This is a genomic window from Kitasatospora sp. NPDC033851 (assembly GCF_055576085.1).
Genome location: NZ_JBVIRL010000039.1, coordinates 38987 through 56644 on the forward strand (window position 1 = coordinate 38987; position 17658 = coordinate 56644).

15 protein-coding genes and 1 rRNA gene are annotated in these 17658 nt (G+C 74.1%); 4 read left to right on the plus strand and 12 right to left on the minus strand.

Annotation, left to right across the window (positions count from 1 at the left end; translation table 11 throughout):
- Window positions 1-72 precede the first annotated feature (72 nt).
- Window positions 73-1428 carry a 4-aminobutyrate--2-oxoglutarate transaminase gene (gene gabT / locus ACZ51D_RS39615; RefSeq protein ID WP_360505324.1) on the plus strand — a complete coding sequence of 452 codons (1356 nt, stop codon included), beginning with the start codon at window positions 73-75 and terminating at the stop codon, window positions 1426-1428.
- Window positions 1429-1975: 547 nt separating this feature from the next.
- Window positions 1976-2647: a phosphatase PAP2 family protein gene (locus ACZ51D_RS39620; protein WP_465665102.1), complete on the plus strand. Its 672-nt coding sequence runs from the start codon at window positions 1976-1978 to the stop codon at window positions 2645-2647.
- On the opposite strand, the gene ACZ51D_RS39625 is transcribed toward ACZ51D_RS39620, so the two are convergent.
- On the minus strand, window positions 2620-2952 hold the full coding sequence (locus ACZ51D_RS39625; protein ID WP_360505328.1) for a DUF2218 domain-containing protein: 333 nt from the start codon (window positions 2950-2952) through the stop codon (window positions 2620-2622). The two genes, ACZ51D_RS39620 and ACZ51D_RS39625, sit on opposite strands and share 28 nt — an antisense overlap.
- 166 nt (window positions 2953-3118) lie before the next feature.
- Here ACZ51D_RS39625 and ACZ51D_RS39630 point away from each other — a divergent pair, with 166 nt between their 5' ends.
- Window positions 3119-3712, plus strand: coding sequence for a MarR family winged helix-turn-helix transcriptional regulator (locus ACZ51D_RS39630; RefSeq protein WP_465665104.1), 594 nt, complete (start codon window positions 3119-3121; stop codon window positions 3710-3712).
- Here ACZ51D_RS39630 and ACZ51D_RS39635 read toward each other — a convergent pair.
- The gene (locus ACZ51D_RS39635; protein WP_465665120.1) at window positions 3603-4544 is read right to left on the minus strand and encodes an EamA family transporter; all 942 of its coding nucleotides are present in this window, start codon (window positions 4542-4544) and stop codon (window positions 3603-3605) included. The genes ACZ51D_RS39630 and ACZ51D_RS39635 overlap by 110 nt on opposite strands.
- Before the next feature lie 148 nt (window positions 4545-4692).
- Here ACZ51D_RS39635 and ACZ51D_RS39640 point away from each other — a divergent pair, with 148 nt between their 5' ends.
- Complete coding sequence (locus ACZ51D_RS39640; RefSeq protein WP_360505332.1) at window positions 4693-5637, plus strand: LysR family transcriptional regulator; 945 nt, start codon at window positions 4693-4695, stop codon at window positions 5635-5637.
- Window positions 5638-5695: 58 nt separating this feature from the next.
- On the opposite strand, the gene ACZ51D_RS39645 is transcribed toward ACZ51D_RS39640, so the two are convergent.
- The 10 genes from ACZ51D_RS39645 to rrf form a co-directional block, all read right to left on the minus strand.
- Entirely contained in the window at window positions 5696-6463 is a 768-nt protein-coding gene (locus ACZ51D_RS39645; RefSeq protein WP_360505334.1) for a ZIP family metal transporter, read from the minus strand.
- 249 nt (window positions 6464-6712) lie between these two features.
- Window positions 6713-8446, minus strand: coding sequence for a restriction endonuclease (locus tag ACZ51D_RS39650; RefSeq protein ID WP_465625263.1), 1734 nt, complete (start codon window positions 8444-8446; stop codon window positions 6713-6715).
- Window positions 8447-8561: 115 nt separating this feature from the next.
- A complete protein-coding gene (locus tag ACZ51D_RS39655; RefSeq protein ID WP_465665106.1) occupies window positions 8562-10451 on the minus strand; it encodes a hypothetical protein in 1890 nt (629 codons plus the stop codon).
- A gap of 255 nt (window positions 10452-10706) precedes the next feature.
- Entirely contained in the window at window positions 10707-11021 is a 315-nt protein-coding gene (locus ACZ51D_RS39660) for a cupin domain-containing protein (RefSeq protein WP_396290261.1), read from the minus strand.
- A 216-nt stretch (window positions 11022-11237) separates the two neighbouring features.
- Window positions 11238-11894, minus strand: coding sequence for a YigZ family protein (locus ACZ51D_RS39665; protein WP_360505340.1), 657 nt, complete (start codon window positions 11892-11894; stop codon window positions 11238-11240).
- Between the two features lie 188 nt (window positions 11895-12082).
- Entirely contained in the window at window positions 12083-13372 is a 1290-nt protein-coding gene (locus tag ACZ51D_RS39670; RefSeq protein WP_465665108.1) for a DUF6986 family protein, read from the minus strand.
- Window positions 13373-13485: 113 nt separating this feature from the next.
- Window positions 13486-15129 carry a DUF2637 domain-containing protein gene (locus ACZ51D_RS39675; RefSeq protein ID WP_465665110.1) on the minus strand — a complete coding sequence of 548 codons (1644 nt, stop codon included), beginning with the start codon at window positions 15127-15129 and terminating at the stop codon, window positions 13486-13488.
- 220 nt (window positions 15130-15349) lie between these two features.
- Window positions 15350-16015, minus strand: a complete 666-nt coding sequence (locus ACZ51D_RS39680; protein ID WP_465665112.1) for a response regulator transcription factor — start codon at window positions 16013-16015, stop codon at window positions 15350-15352.
- Window positions 15967-17376: a sensor histidine kinase gene (locus ACZ51D_RS39685; RefSeq protein WP_465665114.1), complete on the minus strand. Its 1410-nt coding sequence runs from the start codon at window positions 17374-17376 to the stop codon at window positions 15967-15969. The genes ACZ51D_RS39680 and ACZ51D_RS39685 overlap by 49 nt, the downstream gene beginning before the upstream one ends.
- 201 nt (window positions 17377-17577) lie before the next feature.
- Window positions 17578-17658, minus strand: a 5S ribosomal RNA gene (gene rrf / locus ACZ51D_RS39690); the annotation flags it as partial.

Consider the following 17658-nt stretch of genomic DNA (forward strand, 5'->3'; position numbering starts at 1 on the left):
GTGGCGCATGCCTGGGTGGGGAGGGCGGCCGTAGCCTGCGAAGCACCGAGCCGAGAAGTCTGGAGAAACCCCATGAGCGCCGCAACGCCGCTCCCGCAGGAGCGCCGCCTGGTCACCGCGATCCCCGGTCCGAAGTCGCAGGAGCTGCAGGCCCGCAAGCTGGGTGCGGTGGCGGCCGGCGTCGGCACCACCCTGCCGGTGTACGTGTCCCGTGCCAATGGCGGTGTGCTGGAGGACGTGGACGGCAACTCGCTGATCGACTTCGGCTCCGGCATCGCCGTGACCAATGTCGGCAACAGCGCCGAGGCCGTGGTGGCCAAGGCGAGCGAGCAGCTGGCCGCCTTCACCCACACGTGTTTCATGGTGACCCCGTACGAGGGTTACGTGGCCGTTGCCGAGCAGCTGAACGAGCTGACTCCGGGTGACCACGAGAAGCGCACCGCACTGTTCAACTCGGGCGCCGAGGCGGTCGAGAACGCGGTGAAGATCGCCCGCGCCTACACCAAGCGCACCGCCGTCGTGGTGTTCGATCACGGCTACCACGGCCGCACGAACCTCACCATGGGCCTGACGGCGAAGAACATGCCGTACAAGCAGGGCTTCGGCCCGTTCGCCCCGGAGATCTACCGGGTGCCGGTGGCTTACCCCTACCGTTGGCTGACCGGCGCGGAGAACTGCGCCGCCGAGGCCGCCGCGCAGGCGATCGACATGATCAACAAGCAGATCGGTGCCGAGAACGTCGCGGCGATCATCATCGAGCCGATTCAGGGCGAGGGCGGCTTCATCGAGCCGGCCAAGGGTTTCCTGCCGGCGATCGTGGAGTACGCGAAGGCGAACGGCATCGTGTTCGTCGCGGACGAGATCCAGACCGGTTTCTGCCGTACCGGCCAGTGGTTCGCGTGTGACGACGAGGGCATCGTCCCGGATCTGATCACCACGGCCAAGGGCATCGCCGGTGGTCTGCCGCTGGCCGCGGTGACCGGCCGGGCCGAGATCATGGACGCCGCGCACGCGGGTGGCCTGGGCGGCACCTATGGTGGCAACCCGGTGGCGTGCGCCGCCGCGCTGGGCTCCATCGAGACCATGAAGGAGCAGGACCTCAACGGCAAGGCGCAGCGGATCGGCGAGGTCATGCTGGGCCGCCTGCGGGCGATGCAGGAGAAGTTCGACGTGATCGGCGAGGTCCGCGGCCGCGGCGCGATGATCGCGATCGAGCTGGTGAAGCCGGGCTCCAAGGAGCCGAACGCGGAGGTCACCGCCGCCGTGGCGAAGGCCTGCCACGCCGAGGGCCTGGTGGTCCTGACCGCCGGCACCTACGGCAACGTGCTGCGTTTCCTGCCGCCGCTGGTGATCCCGGAGCACCTGCTCGAGGAGGGTCTGGACATCATCGAGGGCGCCTTCGCGCTCCAGGGTGTCACCGCCGCCTGATCCAGGCGCCATCTGCCTGCCGGAGGGATGTCCGGACAGCGCTGAACGGCCCGTGGGGACCTCTGGTCCGCACGGGCCGTTCGGTTGTGTTCGGAGGCCGTGCGCGGGCCCGGCGCGGCGGCTCGGTGCGGTGGCCGGGCATGATCGACGGAGGGCTCGGGAGGTTGCCCGGGGCGGGGTGAAGATGATGTGCGGAATCGCTGAAGGCGCTCGGCGCGGAAGGGCTGTTGACGTAGTGTCATCGCAGATGGACAGCGAGCCTCAGCCATTGGCGGAGTCGTCCGCGGAGCCTCCCTCGGGGGCGGGTCCGCGTGTGCCCCGCGAGGACAACCAGGCCACCCCGGGAGGGGCGGCGCATACCGCAGGCCGATCGACCGACCGTCCGACCCACACCCCCCGGGGCGCGCGGAACGGCGATCATCAGAGCCGCCCCGGAGCTCTCCCCCCTGCTCCGGGGCGGCTGTCCTTTGTCCCGGAGCGGACGGCGCGGACGGCTGGGGCGGATCGCACGGCCGGGGCAGATCGCGCCGCCAGGGCGGCGCGGTCGGTGGCCGTGCCGGTGGTGGCGGCGGTGGTGCTGCTGGCGGTGTCGTGGCAGGTGGCGGTGGACGGGCCGCTGCTCGGGCTGGACCGCTGGATCCGTCGGGCCGTGCACACAGCACGCCACGACGTCCCGAACGCGTTGCTCGACCACCTCGGCCACGCCCTGTCGGACCTGGGCAGCAGCGTCCCGGCGATCCCGGTGCTGCTGCTGGCCGGCGCACTGGCCGCCTGGCGGTGCCGCCGGGCCGGGGCTGCCGGTCGCTGGTGGCTGCCGCTGCCGGTGGCGGTGCTGACGGCGGGGCTGATCCCGCTGTTGGTGGTGCCGGCGAAGGCGGCCTTCGCCCGGCCGGGTCCGCTCGGGGATCCGCTGACGCCGGGGCAGTGGGGCTGGTACCCGTCCGGGCACACCGCGACCGCCGCGATCTCGTACGGGGTGGCGGCGTTGTTGCTGGCCCGGGTGTCGGGGCCGCGCGCCGCCCGGGGGCTGGCGGCGGGCGCGGCGCTGCTGGCACTCGGGGTGGGCGCGGGGCTGGTGTGGAGCGACTTCCACTGGCTGTTGGACGTGGTGGCCGGCTGGTGCCTGGCCGTCCTGGTGGTGTGGCCGCTCGACCGGTGGCTGCCCCGGCCTGGTGCCGGGATCGGGAGGCGTCAGGCCTCGGGGTCCTCGTTGCGGTGAACCAGGCCCGCCTCGCCGTTGTCGCGCTGCCATTCGACGACGAGTTCGTCGCGGACCCCGAAGCGGACGAGGTGGCGGCCGACGACGTCCTCCAGGCCGGGCAGGTTGTCGCGCTCGCCCTCGACGGTGAGTAGCAGGGCGTCGGGCTGTGCCTCCAGGGTGGCGGTGCCGGCGCTGAAGACGAGAGTGCCGCGGCCGGTCTCCTCGGAGTAGGCGGCCTCGATCTTGCGCCCCATGTGGGCGGCGAGCTGCTTGGCGTAGCGGCCGGGGCGGTCGGTGGCGACACGTGCGGTGGAAATGGGCATGGGGGCTCCAGGGTCGGGGAGGGAACTTAGGGTCCCCTCACTCGCCCTACGCTAGCCCAGATACTGAGCTAAGCTCAACATATTTTCCCGACCGTCGTCGGCCGACCACCGAGAGCGCCGGACCCGGTCGCTACGCTTGGCCGGACCCCAGCCGAGGAGACCGCCGATGACCACCACGCCGACCAACGACCCGGCGGGCCCCTCCTCCGACCCCCGGCCCGGCTCCCTCGACTCTCCGCCCGACTCCCCCCGCTCCGCCGACGCCGCCGACTCCACCGACTCCACCGCCGAACTGGCGGACGCGATGACCCGGGCGATCAAACGGATCCGCCGCCAGACCGGCCGGCGGCTGGAGCCGTACGGCATCACCCCCGGCCAGGCCCGAGCGCTGCGCACCCTCGCCCACGTGCCGGGCTGCGAGACGCCGGACCACGCGATGCGGTTGAGCGACCTCGCCGACAAGCTGCACATCGCCCCGCGCTCGGCCACCACCGTGGTCGACGCGCTGGAGGAGGCCGGCCTGGTCGAGCGCAGCCCCGACCCGGCCGACCGGCGGGCCGTGCGGATCCTGCTGACCGAGGCCGGCCGCGCGGCCGTGGAGCGGATCGGGCAGGTCCGGGACGAGGTGGCGCAGGAGTACTTCGGTGAGGTCAGCCCCGCCGACGAGGAGGTGCTGCTGCGAGTGCTGCGCTCCGCCGAGGCCCGGTTCCTCGCAGCCGGGCCGCCGCGGCGCTCGACGCCCCCGGACGCAGCGCGGTGATCCCGATCCCGGCGATCACCAGCAGCGCGGCCGCGGCGGCCGTCGGGCTGACCCGCTCGCCGAGCAGCAGCCAGGCCGAGGACATCCCGAACACCGGCACCAGCAGCGAGTAGGGCGCGACGGCGGTGGCGTCGTAGCTGCGCAGCAGGAAGCTCCAGGCGACGAAACCCAGCAGGGTGGAGACGAGCCCGACGTAGCCGATCGCGCCGAGCCCGGCGGGGGTGATCTCGCGCAGCGCGCGCAGGTCCGCCTCCGGGCCCTCGACCAGCAGGGACAGGCCGAGCAGTGGCAGCGGCGGGACGGCGCTGACCCAGATCATCCAGCGCAGCGCGTCCGGCGGCGCCGCCTTGCGGGTCAGCACGTTGGCCAGACCCCAGGCGACGGCGGCCAGGACGACCAGCGCGAAGGCACCCAGCGGGCCGCCGGCGCCCTGGTCGTACGCGCTCAGCGCGATGCCCGCGAAGGCGATCGCCAGGCCCAGGAGCCGGTGCCCGCCGGGGCGTTCGCGCAGCAGCACGGCGGCGAACAGCGCGGTGAAGCCGGCCTGCCCCTGGAGCGCCAGGGAGGAGAGGCCGGCGGGCATCCCGGCGTGCATGCCGAGGAAGAGCAGCCCGAACTTGACCACCCCGAGGACCACGCCGACCGCCACCACCCAGCGCCAGGCCACCTTGGGCGGGCCGACGAAGAAGACCGCCGGCACGGCGACGACGGCGAATCGCAGGGCGCAGAAGAGCAGCGGCGGGAAGTTGTCGAGGCCAACATGGATCAGGACGAAGTTGAGGCCCCAGATGGCGGCCACCAGGACGGCCAGCGCGATGTGGGGCGCGCTCATGCCCGTACCGCTCGTGCTGCTGCCGCTCGTGGTCGTGCTGCTCGTGCCGCTCGCGGCGGCGGGTGTCGCGGTCATGGGTCGAGCATGGTGGCGCGGGACCGTGTAGCACTAGCGATGAATTCTGAAGAGGACACTTTAGGATCACTGCATGATGGATCTGGGGCGCCTGCGGGCGCTACACGCGGTGGCGGTGCACGGCTCGGTCGGCGGGGCGGCGGCCGCGCTCGGGTTCACGCCCTCGGCGGTCTCGCAGCAGATCGCCAAGCTGGAGCGGGAGACCCGGACGGTGCTGCTGGAGCGGCAGGGCCGGGGCGTGGTGCTGACCGACGCGGCGCGCGAGCTGGCCGCCACCGCGCAGACCGTGCTGGGGCTGGTGGAGCAGGCCGAGGTACGGCTGGAGGAGCAGCGCGGCCAGGCGGTCGGCCGGCTGCTGGTGGCCGCGTTCGCGTCCGGTGCGCGAGGGCTGATGCCCGGGGTGCTCGCCGATCTGCGGCGGCGCTGCCCGGAGCTCGACGTGCGGCTGCTGGAGCGCGATCCGTACCCGGCGGCCGATCTGGTGGCCCGGGGCGAGGTGGATCTGGCTCTGGTGCAGGACTGGCCGACCGTGCCGCTGCCGGTGCAGGACGGGGTCGCCCGGATGGACCTCGGGACGGACCCGGTGGACCTGCTGCTGCCCGCCGGCGACGAGCTGGCCGCGCTCGACCCGGTGCCGGTGGAACGGCTGTGCGGGCAGCGCTGGATCAGCGTGCCGCCGGGCAACATCTGCCACGACTGGCTGGTCCGCACCCTGCGCGAGGCCGGTGAGGAGCCGGACGTGCGCTACCAGGTCGGCGAGTTCGAGACCCAGATCGCGCTGGTCGCGGCCGGTCTCGGGATGGGCCTGGTGCCGAGGCTCGGACGGGGGCCGCTGCCGCCCGGGGTGACGGCCCGCCGGGTGACGCCGGAGCCGAGCCGCCGGGTCTTCGCGCTCTGGCGCTCCCAGGCCTCCCGGCGGCCGGCCATCACGGAGGCGCTGGCCTCGATGCGGAAGTGCTGGGGTCGGCTGCAGGAGCAGGAGCAGGGGCGTACGGGGACGGGGCAGAGCCGGCGGTAGCCCTCGGCAGCCCCGGCCCCGGCCCTGGCCCTCGGCGGCCCCGGTCGCCTCAGCGGTCCTACTTGGCGAAGCCGAGCACCAGCCACATGAAGCCGACCCCGGCGACGGTGCACAGCAGGGTGCTGCGCGAGGGGTGCGGGCTGTGGGCTTCGGGGAGGATGTCGGAGGTCGCCAGGTAGAGCAGGAAGCCGGAGAAGAAGCCCAGGTAGAGGCCGAGCATGTGCTCCGGGATGGTGAACGCCAGGGTGATCGCGGCACCGGACACCGGGGCCACCGCGTCGGCCGCGAGCAGCGTCAGCGCCCGCCGCCGGTTGTTCCCGTACAACCGGGTGATCGTGTACGTGTTGAAGCCGTCCGCGAAGTCGTGTGCGACGACCGCGATGGCCACGACCGTGCCGACCGTGGTGCCGGCCTGGAAGGCGGCGCCGATCGCGAAGCCGTCCATCACGCTGTGCCCGACCAGGGCCAGTGCGGCGGTCAGCCCGACGCCCTGGTGCCCGGCGGTGTGGGCGTGTCCGTGGTGGTGGCCGCCGTGGGTGTGCTCGGCGTACTCGCCCTCGTGGCCGCGGTGGATGGCGACCGCGCGTTCGACCACGTGGATGGCAAGGAAGCCGGCCGCGAACATCAGCAGCGCCTGCGGCACACCGTGCACCTCGCCCGGCGCCTGGTGGATCGCCTCGGGCAGCAGGTCGAAGGCGACCACGCCGAGCATCAGGCCGGCCGCGAAGCCGAGCACGAGGTGGCGGCGGTCGCCCGTGCGCTGGGCGACGAAGCCGCCGATCAGCGTCATCAGGAACGCCCCGGCGGCGACCAGGACGGCGGTCATCGGGCCGTCTCCGCCGCAGGTGCGGCCGGTTGGCCGGTGCCGCCGTGTGGTCTGCCGAGCGCTCTGCCCATTCCTCTCCCCCTGGGGTCCGCCCGTGACCGGGCCGACCGCCGACCGTACCGGACGGCCGTTCGACTGTTGTCGACCGGGGTGCCGGGCGCGGACGGGGCCCGCTCCTCAGCCTCGGTCCGGGCCTGGTGGGGCGCCCGCCGGATGGGCCGTCGGGGTGGTCCCGGCAGGTGGGGACGGTCAGCGGCCGGCGGCGAGCGGCAGGCCGAGGTGGGTGCGGGCGAGTTCGCGGACTCCGTCGCCGTCGACCAAGTGGATGTGACGGTGGCTCTCGTCGGCGGTGAGGTCAAGGGCCTCGTCGGTGAAGCGGCCGGTGGTCAACCGCAGGCCGCGCTCGGCGGACTCCTCACGGACCGCCTCGGCCAGCGTGGTGATCTGCTCCGCGGTGACCGGTTCGGGGCCCCGGGAGGCCCAGACCACCCAGCGGCCGGGCAGCGCGCTGCCGGGGGCGCCCGCGCCGGTGGCCACCAGCCCGGCCGGTCCGCGCAGCCGGACGCTCCAGTCGGCGATCCCGCCCCGGGTGAGCAGGTCGCGCACCAGTTGGGCGAACTCGTTGGCGGACAGGTCGGGCGCGGCCGGCACCGTGGCCCCGGCCTGGGCGGCCGGCTGGACGCCCGCCCGGTCGTACGGGTCCGGGGTGACGGCGGCGCCGAGCTGACGCAGCCGGACGAGGGCCTCGTCCTGCTCGGAGTCGGCGTAGACGCCCTCGTCGTCGCGCTCCTCGTACGCGGTTTCCGGCGGCAGCAGCCGGGTGCGGGCCAGCGCGTCGCGGTCGGCGTCCACGCTGACCAGGCAGAGCGGCTCGGCCGCGCCGGGCTCGCGCAGCCACCCGTTGAGGACGACGCCGGCGAGTATCTCGTCGGTGTCGACGGCGTCGGCGGCCTGCAGGGCACGCAGGGCGAGCCGGGCGACCAGTCGCAGGTAGTCGGTGGCCCGGTCGGCCGGCGGTCGCGGCACCGGGACGATGTCGCCGTCCGGGGCGAGCCGGTAGCCGGTGAGCGAGGGCACCAGGTCGAGCGGCGGCAGGTCGAGGTCCAGCACGGCGGTGCGGGTGAGCGGGCGGAACACCGCCCGGCAGGGGGCGGGCAGGTCCTGGGTCGCGGTCTCGGCGGCGGCCAGCGCCCGCTCCAGCAGTGACTCCACGGCGGCCGGCTCGGCCAGCCGGTAGGCCCGTCGGCACTCCTCCAGGCTCTCGTTGTACTCGCGCACGGCGCGGGCGCGGGCCTCCTCGGCCGCCTCGTGGGCGCGCCGGGACTCGTCGGCGGCCGGGCTGCCGGCCTCGGCCCGACGGGTGCGCCACTCCCGCAGGGCGCGCTGGTGGGAGAGCCGGGCCTGGGCCAGTTCGCGCTGGTAGCCGGAGTCCAGCAGGCGGCGGGACGGGCCGCGCTCGGGGTCGGCCGAGGCAGGCTCGGCGGGCGTGAAGTCCTCCCAGCGGGGCTCCGGGACGCCGGCGACGCCGGGGCCGTCGGCCGGGTAGGGGCGGGCCTCGTAGTGGCGCAGCTGGCTCTCGAAGTCCATGGCCGAGACGGGCAGGGCGGCCCGCCGCAGCAGGTCGGTCAGCCGGTCGTGCTCGGCCCGCACGGTGACCGTGCGGTGGTGGGTCAGGGCGGCGGCCCGGGCGTGCGCCGCGACGGCCTCTTCCGGGTCGACCGCGCCGGGATCGACCGAGCCGGGGTCGGCCGTGCCGGGATCGGCCGTGCCCGGGTCGGCGGCGTCGGGATCGGCGCCGCCGGCGGGGCCCGGGACGGACGGGCCGTCACCGGCCGGGCCCCCGCCGGGGCGACCGGTGGCGGCGCCGTCCGGCGCCGGGGACTCGTCGACACCGAGGTCGCGGAAGACCGAGGCGAGGAAGCCCGGTTGGGGGACCCGGACGGTGGTGGTGCCGTCGGACCGGCCGTCTGCTGAGTGCTGCATCGGTCGTCGTTCCCCCATGCTCGTCCGGCGCCTGCCCGGGGCGGTCGGCGAACCCGCGGACCCACCCCCTGCCGGACATTGTCCACCGAACGGGCGCGGCGGTCAGCCAAGCCGGTCAGTTGGTCCGGGTGTTGGTCAGGTGCAGACCGATGTAGCCGACGTAGATCCGACCACTGCCGGAGCAGTCGTCCAGGTAGTGCAGCCGGGGCGCGGTGCGGCCGCCGCCGATCCGCAGGTGCGCGCCCATGAACGCGCGCCGGGAGGCGTCCACGCATTCCGGCACCGGCAGCATCCGTTCGCGCTTCCACTTGGTGTGGCTGAACACCGTCCGGGACTCCCCTCGCACGGCCTTGCGGGGCGGGAAGCGGTGGCAGCCCGTCGGGGTGTGCTCGCACCACTGCTTGAAGTCCCCGCCGGCCGTGCCCCGCACGGCCGCCTCGGCGTACTCCTGAAGGGCGGTCAGGCCGTCCCAGGCGAGCCGGGCCCACCCGGCGCCGGTGCGCTGGAGCTCGTCCAGGGCGAGTGCGGCCTTCTGGTCCCCGGTGAAGCTCAGCAGCGGGAACTCGCCCAGTCTGGCGATGAGTTCGGTGAAGCTCTCGGGTTTTCCGCAGCGCTCGGCGGGCTGGGCGACGGCGCGCTGCCCGAGGGCCTGGCCGGTGCCCGACGCGGTGCAGTGGCGGCCGGTCAGGGAGCGGGCCCCGGGGCGGAGCCGGCCCTCCCGAGCGTCCCGGGTGTCGTGGCCCTCCCGGCTCTGCCCCCGCTCGCCCCCCTCTCGGCGGTCACGGCGGTCACGACGCTCCAGGCGCAGGGTGCGCCGGACCTGCTCCAGCTCGTCGGCCCTGGCCTGCTGATCGGCGCGGTCCTGCTGCTCCTCGTGGGCCAGGTCGGCCAGTTCGGCTCGGACGACGGCCTGCCCGGCGGCCGGGCGGAGCGGCGGCGGGACGCGAAGCACCGGGACGGCCGCCAGCGGCGGCGGCAGTGGCTGGTCGGCGGCGAGGCGGCGCGGTTCGCGGGCGAGCAGCCCGGCGGCGCGGCGCGGGTCCTCTTCTATTCGGCCTCGGGCGAGCACCGGATGCCGCGCGCCGTCCTGCCGGGAGGCCGGGTCGACCTCGGGCAGGTAGGTGCGCACCGCCCCGCCGTAGACGGTGTGGTACTCCAGCGCGACGTTGAACCCGGTGCGGGCGCCGGGATCCAGCACGTAGGCGGTGGCGAGGCCGGGCAGCTGGTGGCAGAGCGGGCCGACCACGTCCTCCACCCAGCGGTCGAGCGGGAGGTTCACCGGGACGCTGGCGACCACGGTGGGCAGCCGGCGTTCCGGGTCGCACAGCTCGTCGATCAGGGCGTCCACCCCGTCGGCCGTGATCACCCGGGGTGCGGAGTGGACGGCGGCCGGGCCGTCGGTGGCGTCGAGCAGCGGCAGCAGCGAGCGGGCCAGCTCGGGCACCGGCACCCGGCACGGGGTCCGCACGCCGCTGCCGGTGCTGTGCGTCTCGGCCTCCAGCCGGACCCAGGTGAGGCCGTCGGCGCCGGTGGCCACGGTGAGCGTGAGCTGCCGGGTGCCGTGCGGGGCCGGGGTGCGCAGGCGGCGGCGGTCGTAGCGGCCGGCGCCCGGGCCACCGCGCAGCGGGCCGTGGTCACGGTCGAGCAGGACGCGCTCGCCCAGGCGGAGGCGCTCGGCGAGCCCCGGGCCTTCGGGGGGCGGTGCGTCGAACGCCGGTGCGGCGGGGGGTTGCCCGGCGAAGGGTTGTCCGGCAAACGATTGGCCGGTGAGGGGCCGGCCGGCGGGGGCGTGAACGGCCGGCGGGGGCTCCTCGCAACCCTCCTGCTTCAGCCAGGAGGCGAGCTGTTCGTCGGCCAGGGCGAGCGCCTCGGCGTGCGGGAGAGCCGTGGTGACGGTCATCCGGTAGGGCGTCGCGGGACCGCGCGGGCCGGGGAGATCGGCACCGGCGTGCGAGCGGGAGCGGTTCGAGGTCGAACGGTCTGGAGTCCAGCGGTCTGAGGTCATGCGCATACCTCCGTGGTGCGGGGTGGGGTCCTGTGTCCTCCATCGATGGGTTTCGTCCGGTTCTGCCGGATCCTTGCCCAGGAAACGCCACGGCCCGGAGCGGAAGTTCCAAGTCCGGGCCATGACCCTACGTTCGGGTGAATCTGTTCAAGCCGTCTTCCGCGTGGCGCGGAGCCTGGGCTACGCGACGCCGCCCGTGCGAGCGGCGCGGGCGACGCGTACGGGCTGTCCCGTCCGGATCCTCCGGAACCTCACTCAGGCTCCGGCAGGCCCGGCTGAGCTGCGGCTCCAGGCGGGTTCCGTGACCGGTACGGCCAGCGGACAGCCCGCCGGGGCGGCGTAGTTCGCGATCAGTACCACGGGTTCGGTCCCGAGGTTGCGGCCGAGGTGGATGTGGACCGGCCCCGCCTCCTCGACCAGGGAGTCACCGGCACGGCTGACCTCGACCCGGCCGTCGTGCAGGGTCCGGGTCAGCGTCCCGGAGAGCACCACCACGTCGACCCGGCCCGGGTGGTAGTGCCAGCCGGTGTCGGCGCCCGGAGGCAGGGTGATGGTCTGGACGACGGGCATCGCGACGGCTTCCTGGAGGCGTCCTGAGGTTGCCGGGCGGCGCCTGGCCGACGGCCGGTTCAGCCTAGGGCAGGCCCCTCGGGACACCCAAACGGGCCGGCGGCGATGTGGCCGGATGTGTCTCCCAATCCAGGCGCGCCGACTGCGCCCACCGCACCGACCCGCCCATCGACCCCGCCCGCCGACCCCGCCGGGCGGCGCTGCCGGGCGGGACCGTCAGACCGGCACCTCGACGTAGGTGCGACCGGCCGGGATCCCCGTCGCGGTGCCCCCGGTCGCCTCGGCCAGCCAGGTGTGGAAGGCCGCCACCTCGGGTTCCGGCACGCCCACTTCGATCCGCACCCCGGCTGCCTCGTACGCCAGGTCGCTCACCGTGTACCCGGCCGCCCTCAGGTCGTTCTCCACCCGCCCGGCCCGGACGTGGTCCACCGTCACCGCGAGCAGCGCGACCGGCCGTCGCTCCAGCAGGCCGATCCCGTCCACCGCTTCCGACACCGCGTTCCCGTACGCCCGCACCAGGCCGCCCGCACCGAGCTTGATCCCGCCGAAGTACCTGGTGACCACGGCGACCGTGTCGGTCAGGCCGCGTCGGCGCAGCACCTCCAGCATCGGCACCCCGGCCGTGCCGCCGGGCTCGCCGTCGTCGCTGGAGCGCTCGCGGCGCTGCTCGTCGCCGACCACGAACGCGGTGCAGTTGTGCCGGGCGTCCCAGTACTGCTTGCGGATGCCGGCGATGAAGGCCTGCGCCTCCTCCTCGTCGGTAACCCGGGCGAGGTGGCAGATGAACCGGGACTTCTTGATCTCGATCTCGTGGCTGCCGGCCCGCCGGATGGTGAGGTACGGCCTGGCGGTGGGCTCCGGCGTGGCGGACATGGCGCGGTGGTTCTCCCGGGAACGGCGAAGGCTGGCGGCGCGCGCCCCGGGTTGCCGGGGCGGCACCGCCAGCCTAGTTGGCGCACGGGCGCAGCGATCAGCGGCTGCGGGGTCGGCGACCCGGGAACGTCGGTTCCGGGGAACAGTCGTTCTCGGGAACGGTCGTTCCCGGCGGCAGCGGCCTCGGTTCAGCGGCCGGACAGGGCGTCCAGTTGCTCGCGGTCCAGGCCGGTCAGCGCGGTGACCTCGGCGAGGTCGACGGCTCCGCAGTCCAGGCCGCGCAGCAGGTAGCCGCTGAGCGCCCGGGCGGTGGCCGGCTCGTCCATCACGTCGCCGCCCGCCTTGGCGACGTAGGCGGTCAGCCGGGCGGCGGCGGCCGCCAGGCCCTCGCGGTAGAAGGAGTACACCGCGACGTAGCGGGTCGGCAGGTGCGCCGGGTGCATGTCCCAGCCCTGGTAGTAGGCGCGGGCCAGTGAGCGGCGGACCAGGTCGTGGTGGAGCTTCCAGGCGGCGTGCACCTGCTCGGTGGAGCCGGTCGGGATGACGTTGGTCGAACCGTCGGAGAGCCGGACCCCGGTGCCGGCCGCGGCCACCTGCATGACGGCCTTCGCGTGGTCGGCGACCGGGTGGTCCATGCTCTGGTGGGCGGCGCTGACGCCGCAGGCCGCGCTGTAGTCGAAGGTGCCGTAGTGCAGGCCGGTGGCGCGGCCCTCGGCGGCCTCGATCATCCGGGCGACGGTGGCCCGGCCGTCCGGGCCGAGGATGGCCTGGGTGGTCTCGATCTGGATCTCGAAGCCGATCCGGCCGGCGGGCAGCCCGGCCCGGCGCTCGAAGTCCTCCAGCAGCCGGACCAGCGCGGTGACCTGCTCGGCGTAGGTGACCTTGGGCAGGGTCAGGACCAGGCCCTCCGGCAGGCCGCCGGCCGCCGGCAGGGTGGCCAGGAACAGCTCCAGGGTGCGGATGCCGCGGGCGCGGACCGCCGCCTCCATGCACTTGATCCGGATGCCGATGTACGGCGGGGCGCTGCCCTCGGCCACGGCCGCGGCGACCAGTCCGGCGGCCCGGACGGCGGCCGCGTCCTCCTCCGCGTCGGGGCGGGGGCCGTAGCCGTCCTCGAAGTCGATCCGCAGGTCCTCGATCGGCTCGCGCTCCAGCTTGGCGCGGACCCGGGCGTGCACGTCGGCGAGCAGTTCGTCGTCGGCGACGCCGAGGGCGCGGGCCAGCTCGGCGGGGGTGCCGGCGTGGGTGTCGAAGGTCGCCAGGGCCTGACGGCCCCACTCCCGTACGGTGTCGGCGGCGAAGGCATCGGCCGGAACGTAGACGGTGTGCACCGGCTGCCTGGTCCCGGAGTCGCCCGGGTAGCGGCGCGCCAGGTCGGCGTCGACCGGGGCGAGCAGCGCCTCCACGGCGGCTCGGGCGGCAGCGGAGAAGGAGGCCCCGTCCGTCGGCCCGCTTCCGTCGACCTCGACCTGCGACATCCGCACTCCTCCACGCCGAACCAGCACTTCAACAATTTGTTGAGGTGAAGGTAGCTCCGGCGAGGTCGGGCGTCAATGGCCGACCGAGCGCTGGACGGCGGGCCCCGCTCCGGTCAGTCCCTCCCGGCGGCGGCGTAGCGGTCGCGCAGCTCCGGGTACAGCTCGGCGACCTCCTTGGGGTGGACCGAGCCGTCGGGGCCCTTGCCCGCGACGCCGTACTCCCTGGTCAGCCAGTCGGCGAGGCGCTGCGGGTCGGGCTGGTGGCCGTGGTTGTCCATGTACGTGACGAGTGCCTCGTAGGCGAGGTCCGGGTCGAGACGCGAGGACGCCGGGAGGGGTTCGGACTGCCCGGCTTGGACGGGCTCCTCGGCCGGAACCGGCGCGTCCGGCTGGGCCGAATGCTCCGACTGCCGGGCCTCGCGGGGCTGCTGGTGCTGCTGCTGCGGCTCGACGGGTCGGCCCGCCTGCTGCGGCGCGGCCGGGTGCTGGGCCTGCGGCTGGGACGCGGCAGCGGGCACAGCGGCAGGGGAGGCAGCGGCAGGGACGGGCTCCTCCGCCGACGGGCGCGGGGGCTTGAACCAGGGCGAGGCCTGGCCGGGCACCCGCCCGCCCGGGGCGGCGTCGGCAGGGTGACCGGTGGTACGGACCGGGCGCTCGGTCCAGACGTTCAGCTCCTCGTGGCGCGGCTGCGGGGCCGCGTCCGGCGCCTCCTCCGGCTCCTGCGCGGCACGCAGGCGGACCGCCGCCAGCTTCGCCAGCATGGGCGCGGCCACCTCGGCGGGCAGCGGTGCGACGGCGGCGGGGGCTTCCGCCTGGGGCTGGGGCTGCTGGGGCTGGGCTTGCTGGGGCTCGGGGGCCTGCCAGGCCTGCTGGGCCTGCTGGACCTGCTGGACCTGCTGGACCTGCTGGACCTGCTGGACCTGCTGAGTGTGCGGCGCCTGCAGCGTGGGCTGCAGCTGCTGCGGCGGACCGGCCGGGGCGGCTCCCGCCGGAGCGATGGCGGCGGTGCGGCCCTCCTGGGACGCGAGCCCCTGCGGCTCCTGCACCGTCAGGGCCTCCTTGGCCTCGCGCTCGCGGCCCTCGTCGTCCAGCCGGTCGAGCAGCGCCGGGTCCAGCGGTACGCCGAACTTGGCGAGCTTGAGCGGCAGCAGCGCCTGGATCGGCGCCGAGCGGCGCCAGCCGCGGCCGTAGCGGAAGCGCAGCTGCGCCCGGTAGACCAATCGGTTCTGCTCCAGCCGGATGACCTCCTCGTAGGAGCGGAGCTCCCAGAGCTTCATCCGCCGCCAGAGCCGGAAGGTCGGCACCGGGGACAGGAGCCAGCGCATCACCCGGACCGATTCCATGTGGCGGTCCGCCGTGATCGCCGCGATCCGGCCGACCGCGTGGCGGGAGGCCTCGACCACGACGACGAAGAGCACCGGGATGACGGCGTGCATCCCCATGCCGAGCGGGTCGCCCCAGGAGGCGGCCGCGTTGAAGGCGATGGTGGCGACGGTCAGCAGCCAGGCGGTCTGCCGCAGCATCGGGAAGGGGATCCGCAGCCAGGTCAGCACCAGGTCGAGCGCGAGGAGCACGACGATGCCCGCGTCGACGCCGATCGGGAAGGCGTAGGAGAAGGCGCCGAAACCTTTCTCCAGGGCCAGCTCGCGCACCGCGTTGTACGAGCCCGCGAAACCGATGCCCGAGATGAGGCAGGCGCCGGCCGCGACCAGGCCGAGCAGGCCCCGATGGGCCTTGGTGAGCGTTGGGCGTGCCATTACGTCTATCAACCCCTGGATGTCGGCTGCGGCCGTACGCTGCCTCGACTGCCGGTTCCCGCTGGTCGGGCCGCCGGACGGCTGAGCAACCTCCGGGCTCGGCCCACCGGAGTTTACTCGTACACCTGTTTAAGCGTTCCCGCAGCCTGGGGTGTGACGGGCGGCAGCACAACAGAAGTCGCGGCCCGCGTCGACCTGCCCCTCCGGACCGGCCGGACCGTCAGCTGCTCTGCCGCGCCGTCCCGTTGAGGTAGGCCAGCACGGCCAGGACCCGGCGGTTGGCGTCCTCGTCCGGGGCGAGTTCGAGCTTGGTGAAGATGTTGGCGATGTGCTTGGCCACCGCGCCGTCGCTCACCGAAAGGCGGGCGGCGATCGCCGAATTGGAACAGCCCTCGGCCATCAGCTCCAGCACCTCGCGCTCGCGCGGGGACAGCCGCAGCAGCGGACCCGGCCGACGCGAGGTGGTCTGCATCAGCTTGGCGATCACGTCCGGGTCCATCGCCGTCCCGCCCGCCGCCACCCGGCGGACCGCGTCGATGAACTGCCCCGCGTTGAACACCCGGTCCTTCAGCAGGTAACCGATCCCGCCGGTGCCGTCGGCCAGCAACTCCCGCGCGTACAGCTGCTGGACGTGCTGCGACAGCACCAGGACGGGCAAGCCCTGGATCTCCCGGCGGGCCTTGAGCGCCGCCTGCAGCCCCTCGTCGGTGAGCGTCGGGGGCAGCCGGACGTCGACCACGGCCACGTCCGGGCGGTGGGTGAGCAGCGCCTCCAGCAGCTCGGGCCCCGTCTCCACCGCCGCGACGACGGTGAAGCCGTGCGCTTCCAACAGCCTGATCAGGCCTTCGCGAAGGAGGTAGAGGTCCTCGGCGAGGACAACCCGCACGGCAACTCCAAGGTGATGGTGGTGGGACCGCCCGACGTGCTGTCGATGGCGAGGACACCGTCGAAGGTACCCAATCGCTTCTCGATTCCACGCAGTCCGGTCCCCCGCGAGGGATCGGCCACGCCCACGCCGTCGTCCGTCACCGTGACCCGCAGCAAGCCGGCCCGGTACAGGATGTCCACCCACACCTGGTCCGCCCCCGAGTGCTTGGCCGCGTTGGCCAGCAGCTCGCAGATGCTGAAGTACACGGCTGCCTCCACCGGTGCCGGCGGCCGGTCCGGCAGGCTGACGAACACCTCGGTCGGCAGCGCGCTGTCCAGCGCCAGGGCCCGGACGGCGTCGCCCAGTCCGCGCTCGGCGAGCACGGGCGGGTGGATGCCCCGGACCAGGTCCCGCAGCTCCTGCAGGGCCCGGGCCGAGGACTGCCGGGCCTCGGCGAGGAGCTCCCGCGCGGCCGCCTGGTCGGTGTCCATCAGGTGCTCGATGGTGCCCAGGGTCATCCCGATCGCGACCAGCCGCGCCTGCGCGCCGTCGTGCAGGTCCCGTTCGATCCTCCGCAGTTCGGCTGCCTGGTTGCCCACCGCGTCCGCCCGCGTCTCGGTCAGCTCAGCCACCCGCCTGGTCAGCTGGGCATTCGTCGCCCGGCCGTCCTGGTCCAGCACCCGGCGGGCCGCCTCCGCGTACGCGCGCACCGCGAACGGTGCCGCGAGTATCCCGACGACGATCATGGCGACCCCGAACACGATCCTCAGCAGGATCGACTCCATGCGCGGGCTCAGCAGGCCGAACCCGTGCGTGGGCACCGACCCCGCCGGGATGAAGGTCACCCCCAGCACGAGCAGGGCGACCACCGGCCCGGCCAGGGCCAGCGTCAGGAAGGGGTTCACGGCCAGCCAGGCCAGCTCGCCACGGGTGGTCCGGTCCCGCAGGCCCCAGTGGACCAGCTGCGCGTACTTCGCCACCGTCCGCGAGCGGTGATACGAGTACCCCGTCCACCAGTGCCCGCGATCGTCCAACTCCAGCCCCGGCCGCGGCTCGTACACCGCCGGCAGGCGTACGCCGAACCAGCGCTCCAGCTGCCCGCGCGTACGGTTCGCGGTGCGGCGGATGTTGGCGGCCGCCACGACGACGCCGACAGCCGCTGCCACCAGCAGGGCGAAGAAGACCTCCAGGTCGTACTCCTGCAGGAACTGGGACGTCACCACCCCCGCGAAGAGCGCGGCGCCCACCGGCAGCACCGCCCCCGGCACGGCGGCCAACACCACCACGACGAGCCGCGCCAGCCCCTCACCGCCGGCCGCGAAGGCCGCCTGGGCCCGAGCACGTACGGACGTGCCGCTCGTACGACTCACTGTTGTCACGGGAAGCTCCTGATGCCGGTACCGATCGTCCTCCATCAGTGTTCAGGAACCGCCCGCCAGGCACATTGGCCATGGCACCCCAATCTCGAGGTGGACCTAGGACTACCTGCCGGTGGTCGAAGCAACCCCGGTTCATTGGGCTTACCTTAAAATGCGAAGAGCCCCCATCCGGGATCCGGATGGGGGCTCTTCTGAAAGATTGTTCGGCGGCGTCCTACTCTCCCACAGGGTCCCCCCTGCAGTACCATCGGCGCTGTAAGGCTTAGCTTCCGGGTTCGGAAT

Coding starts and splice junctions, on each gene's coding strand:
- ACZ51D_RS39655 (WP_465665106.1), bottom strand. CDS start 10,451: ATGACCTCAGACCGCTGGACTCCAGACCGTTCGACCTCGAACCGCTCC.
- ACZ51D_RS39675 (WP_465665110.1), bottom strand. CDS start 15,129: ATGGCACGCCCAACGCTCACCAAGGCCCATCGGGGCCTGCTCGGCCTG.
- ACZ51D_RS39645 (WP_360505334.1), bottom strand. CDS start 6,463: ATGACCGCCGTCCTGGTCGCCGCCGGGGCGTTCCTGATGACGCTGATC.
- ACZ51D_RS39670 (WP_465665108.1), bottom strand. CDS start 13,372: ATGTCGCAGGTCGAGGTCGACGGAAGCGGGCCGACGGACGGGGCCTCC.
- ACZ51D_RS39665 (WP_360505340.1), bottom strand. CDS start 11,894: ATGTCCGCCACGCCGGAGCCCACCGCCAGGCCGTACCTCACCATCCGG.
- gabT (WP_360505324.1), top strand. CDS start 73: ATGAGCGCCGCAACGCCGCTCCCGCAGGAGCGCCGCCTGGTCACCGCG.
- ACZ51D_RS39640 (WP_360505332.1), top strand. CDS start 4,693: ATGATGGATCTGGGGCGCCTGCGGGCGCTACACGCGGTGGCGGTGCAC.
- ACZ51D_RS39635 (WP_465665120.1), bottom strand. CDS start 4,544: ATGAGCGCGCCCCACATCGCGCTGGCCGTCCTGGTGGCCGCCATCTGG.
- ACZ51D_RS39625 (WP_360505328.1), bottom strand. CDS start 2,952: ATGCCCATTTCCACCGCACGTGTCGCCACCGACCGCCCCGGCCGCTAC.
- ACZ51D_RS39630 (WP_465665104.1), top strand. CDS start 3,119: ATGACCACCACGCCGACCAACGACCCGGCGGGCCCCTCCTCCGACCCC.
- ACZ51D_RS39650 (WP_465625263.1), bottom strand. CDS start 8,446: ATGCAGCACTCAGCAGACGGCCGGTCCGACGGCACCACCACCGTCCGG.
- ACZ51D_RS39660 (WP_396290261.1), bottom strand. CDS start 11,021: ATGCCCGTCGTCCAGACCATCACCCTGCCTCCGGGCGCCGACACCGGC.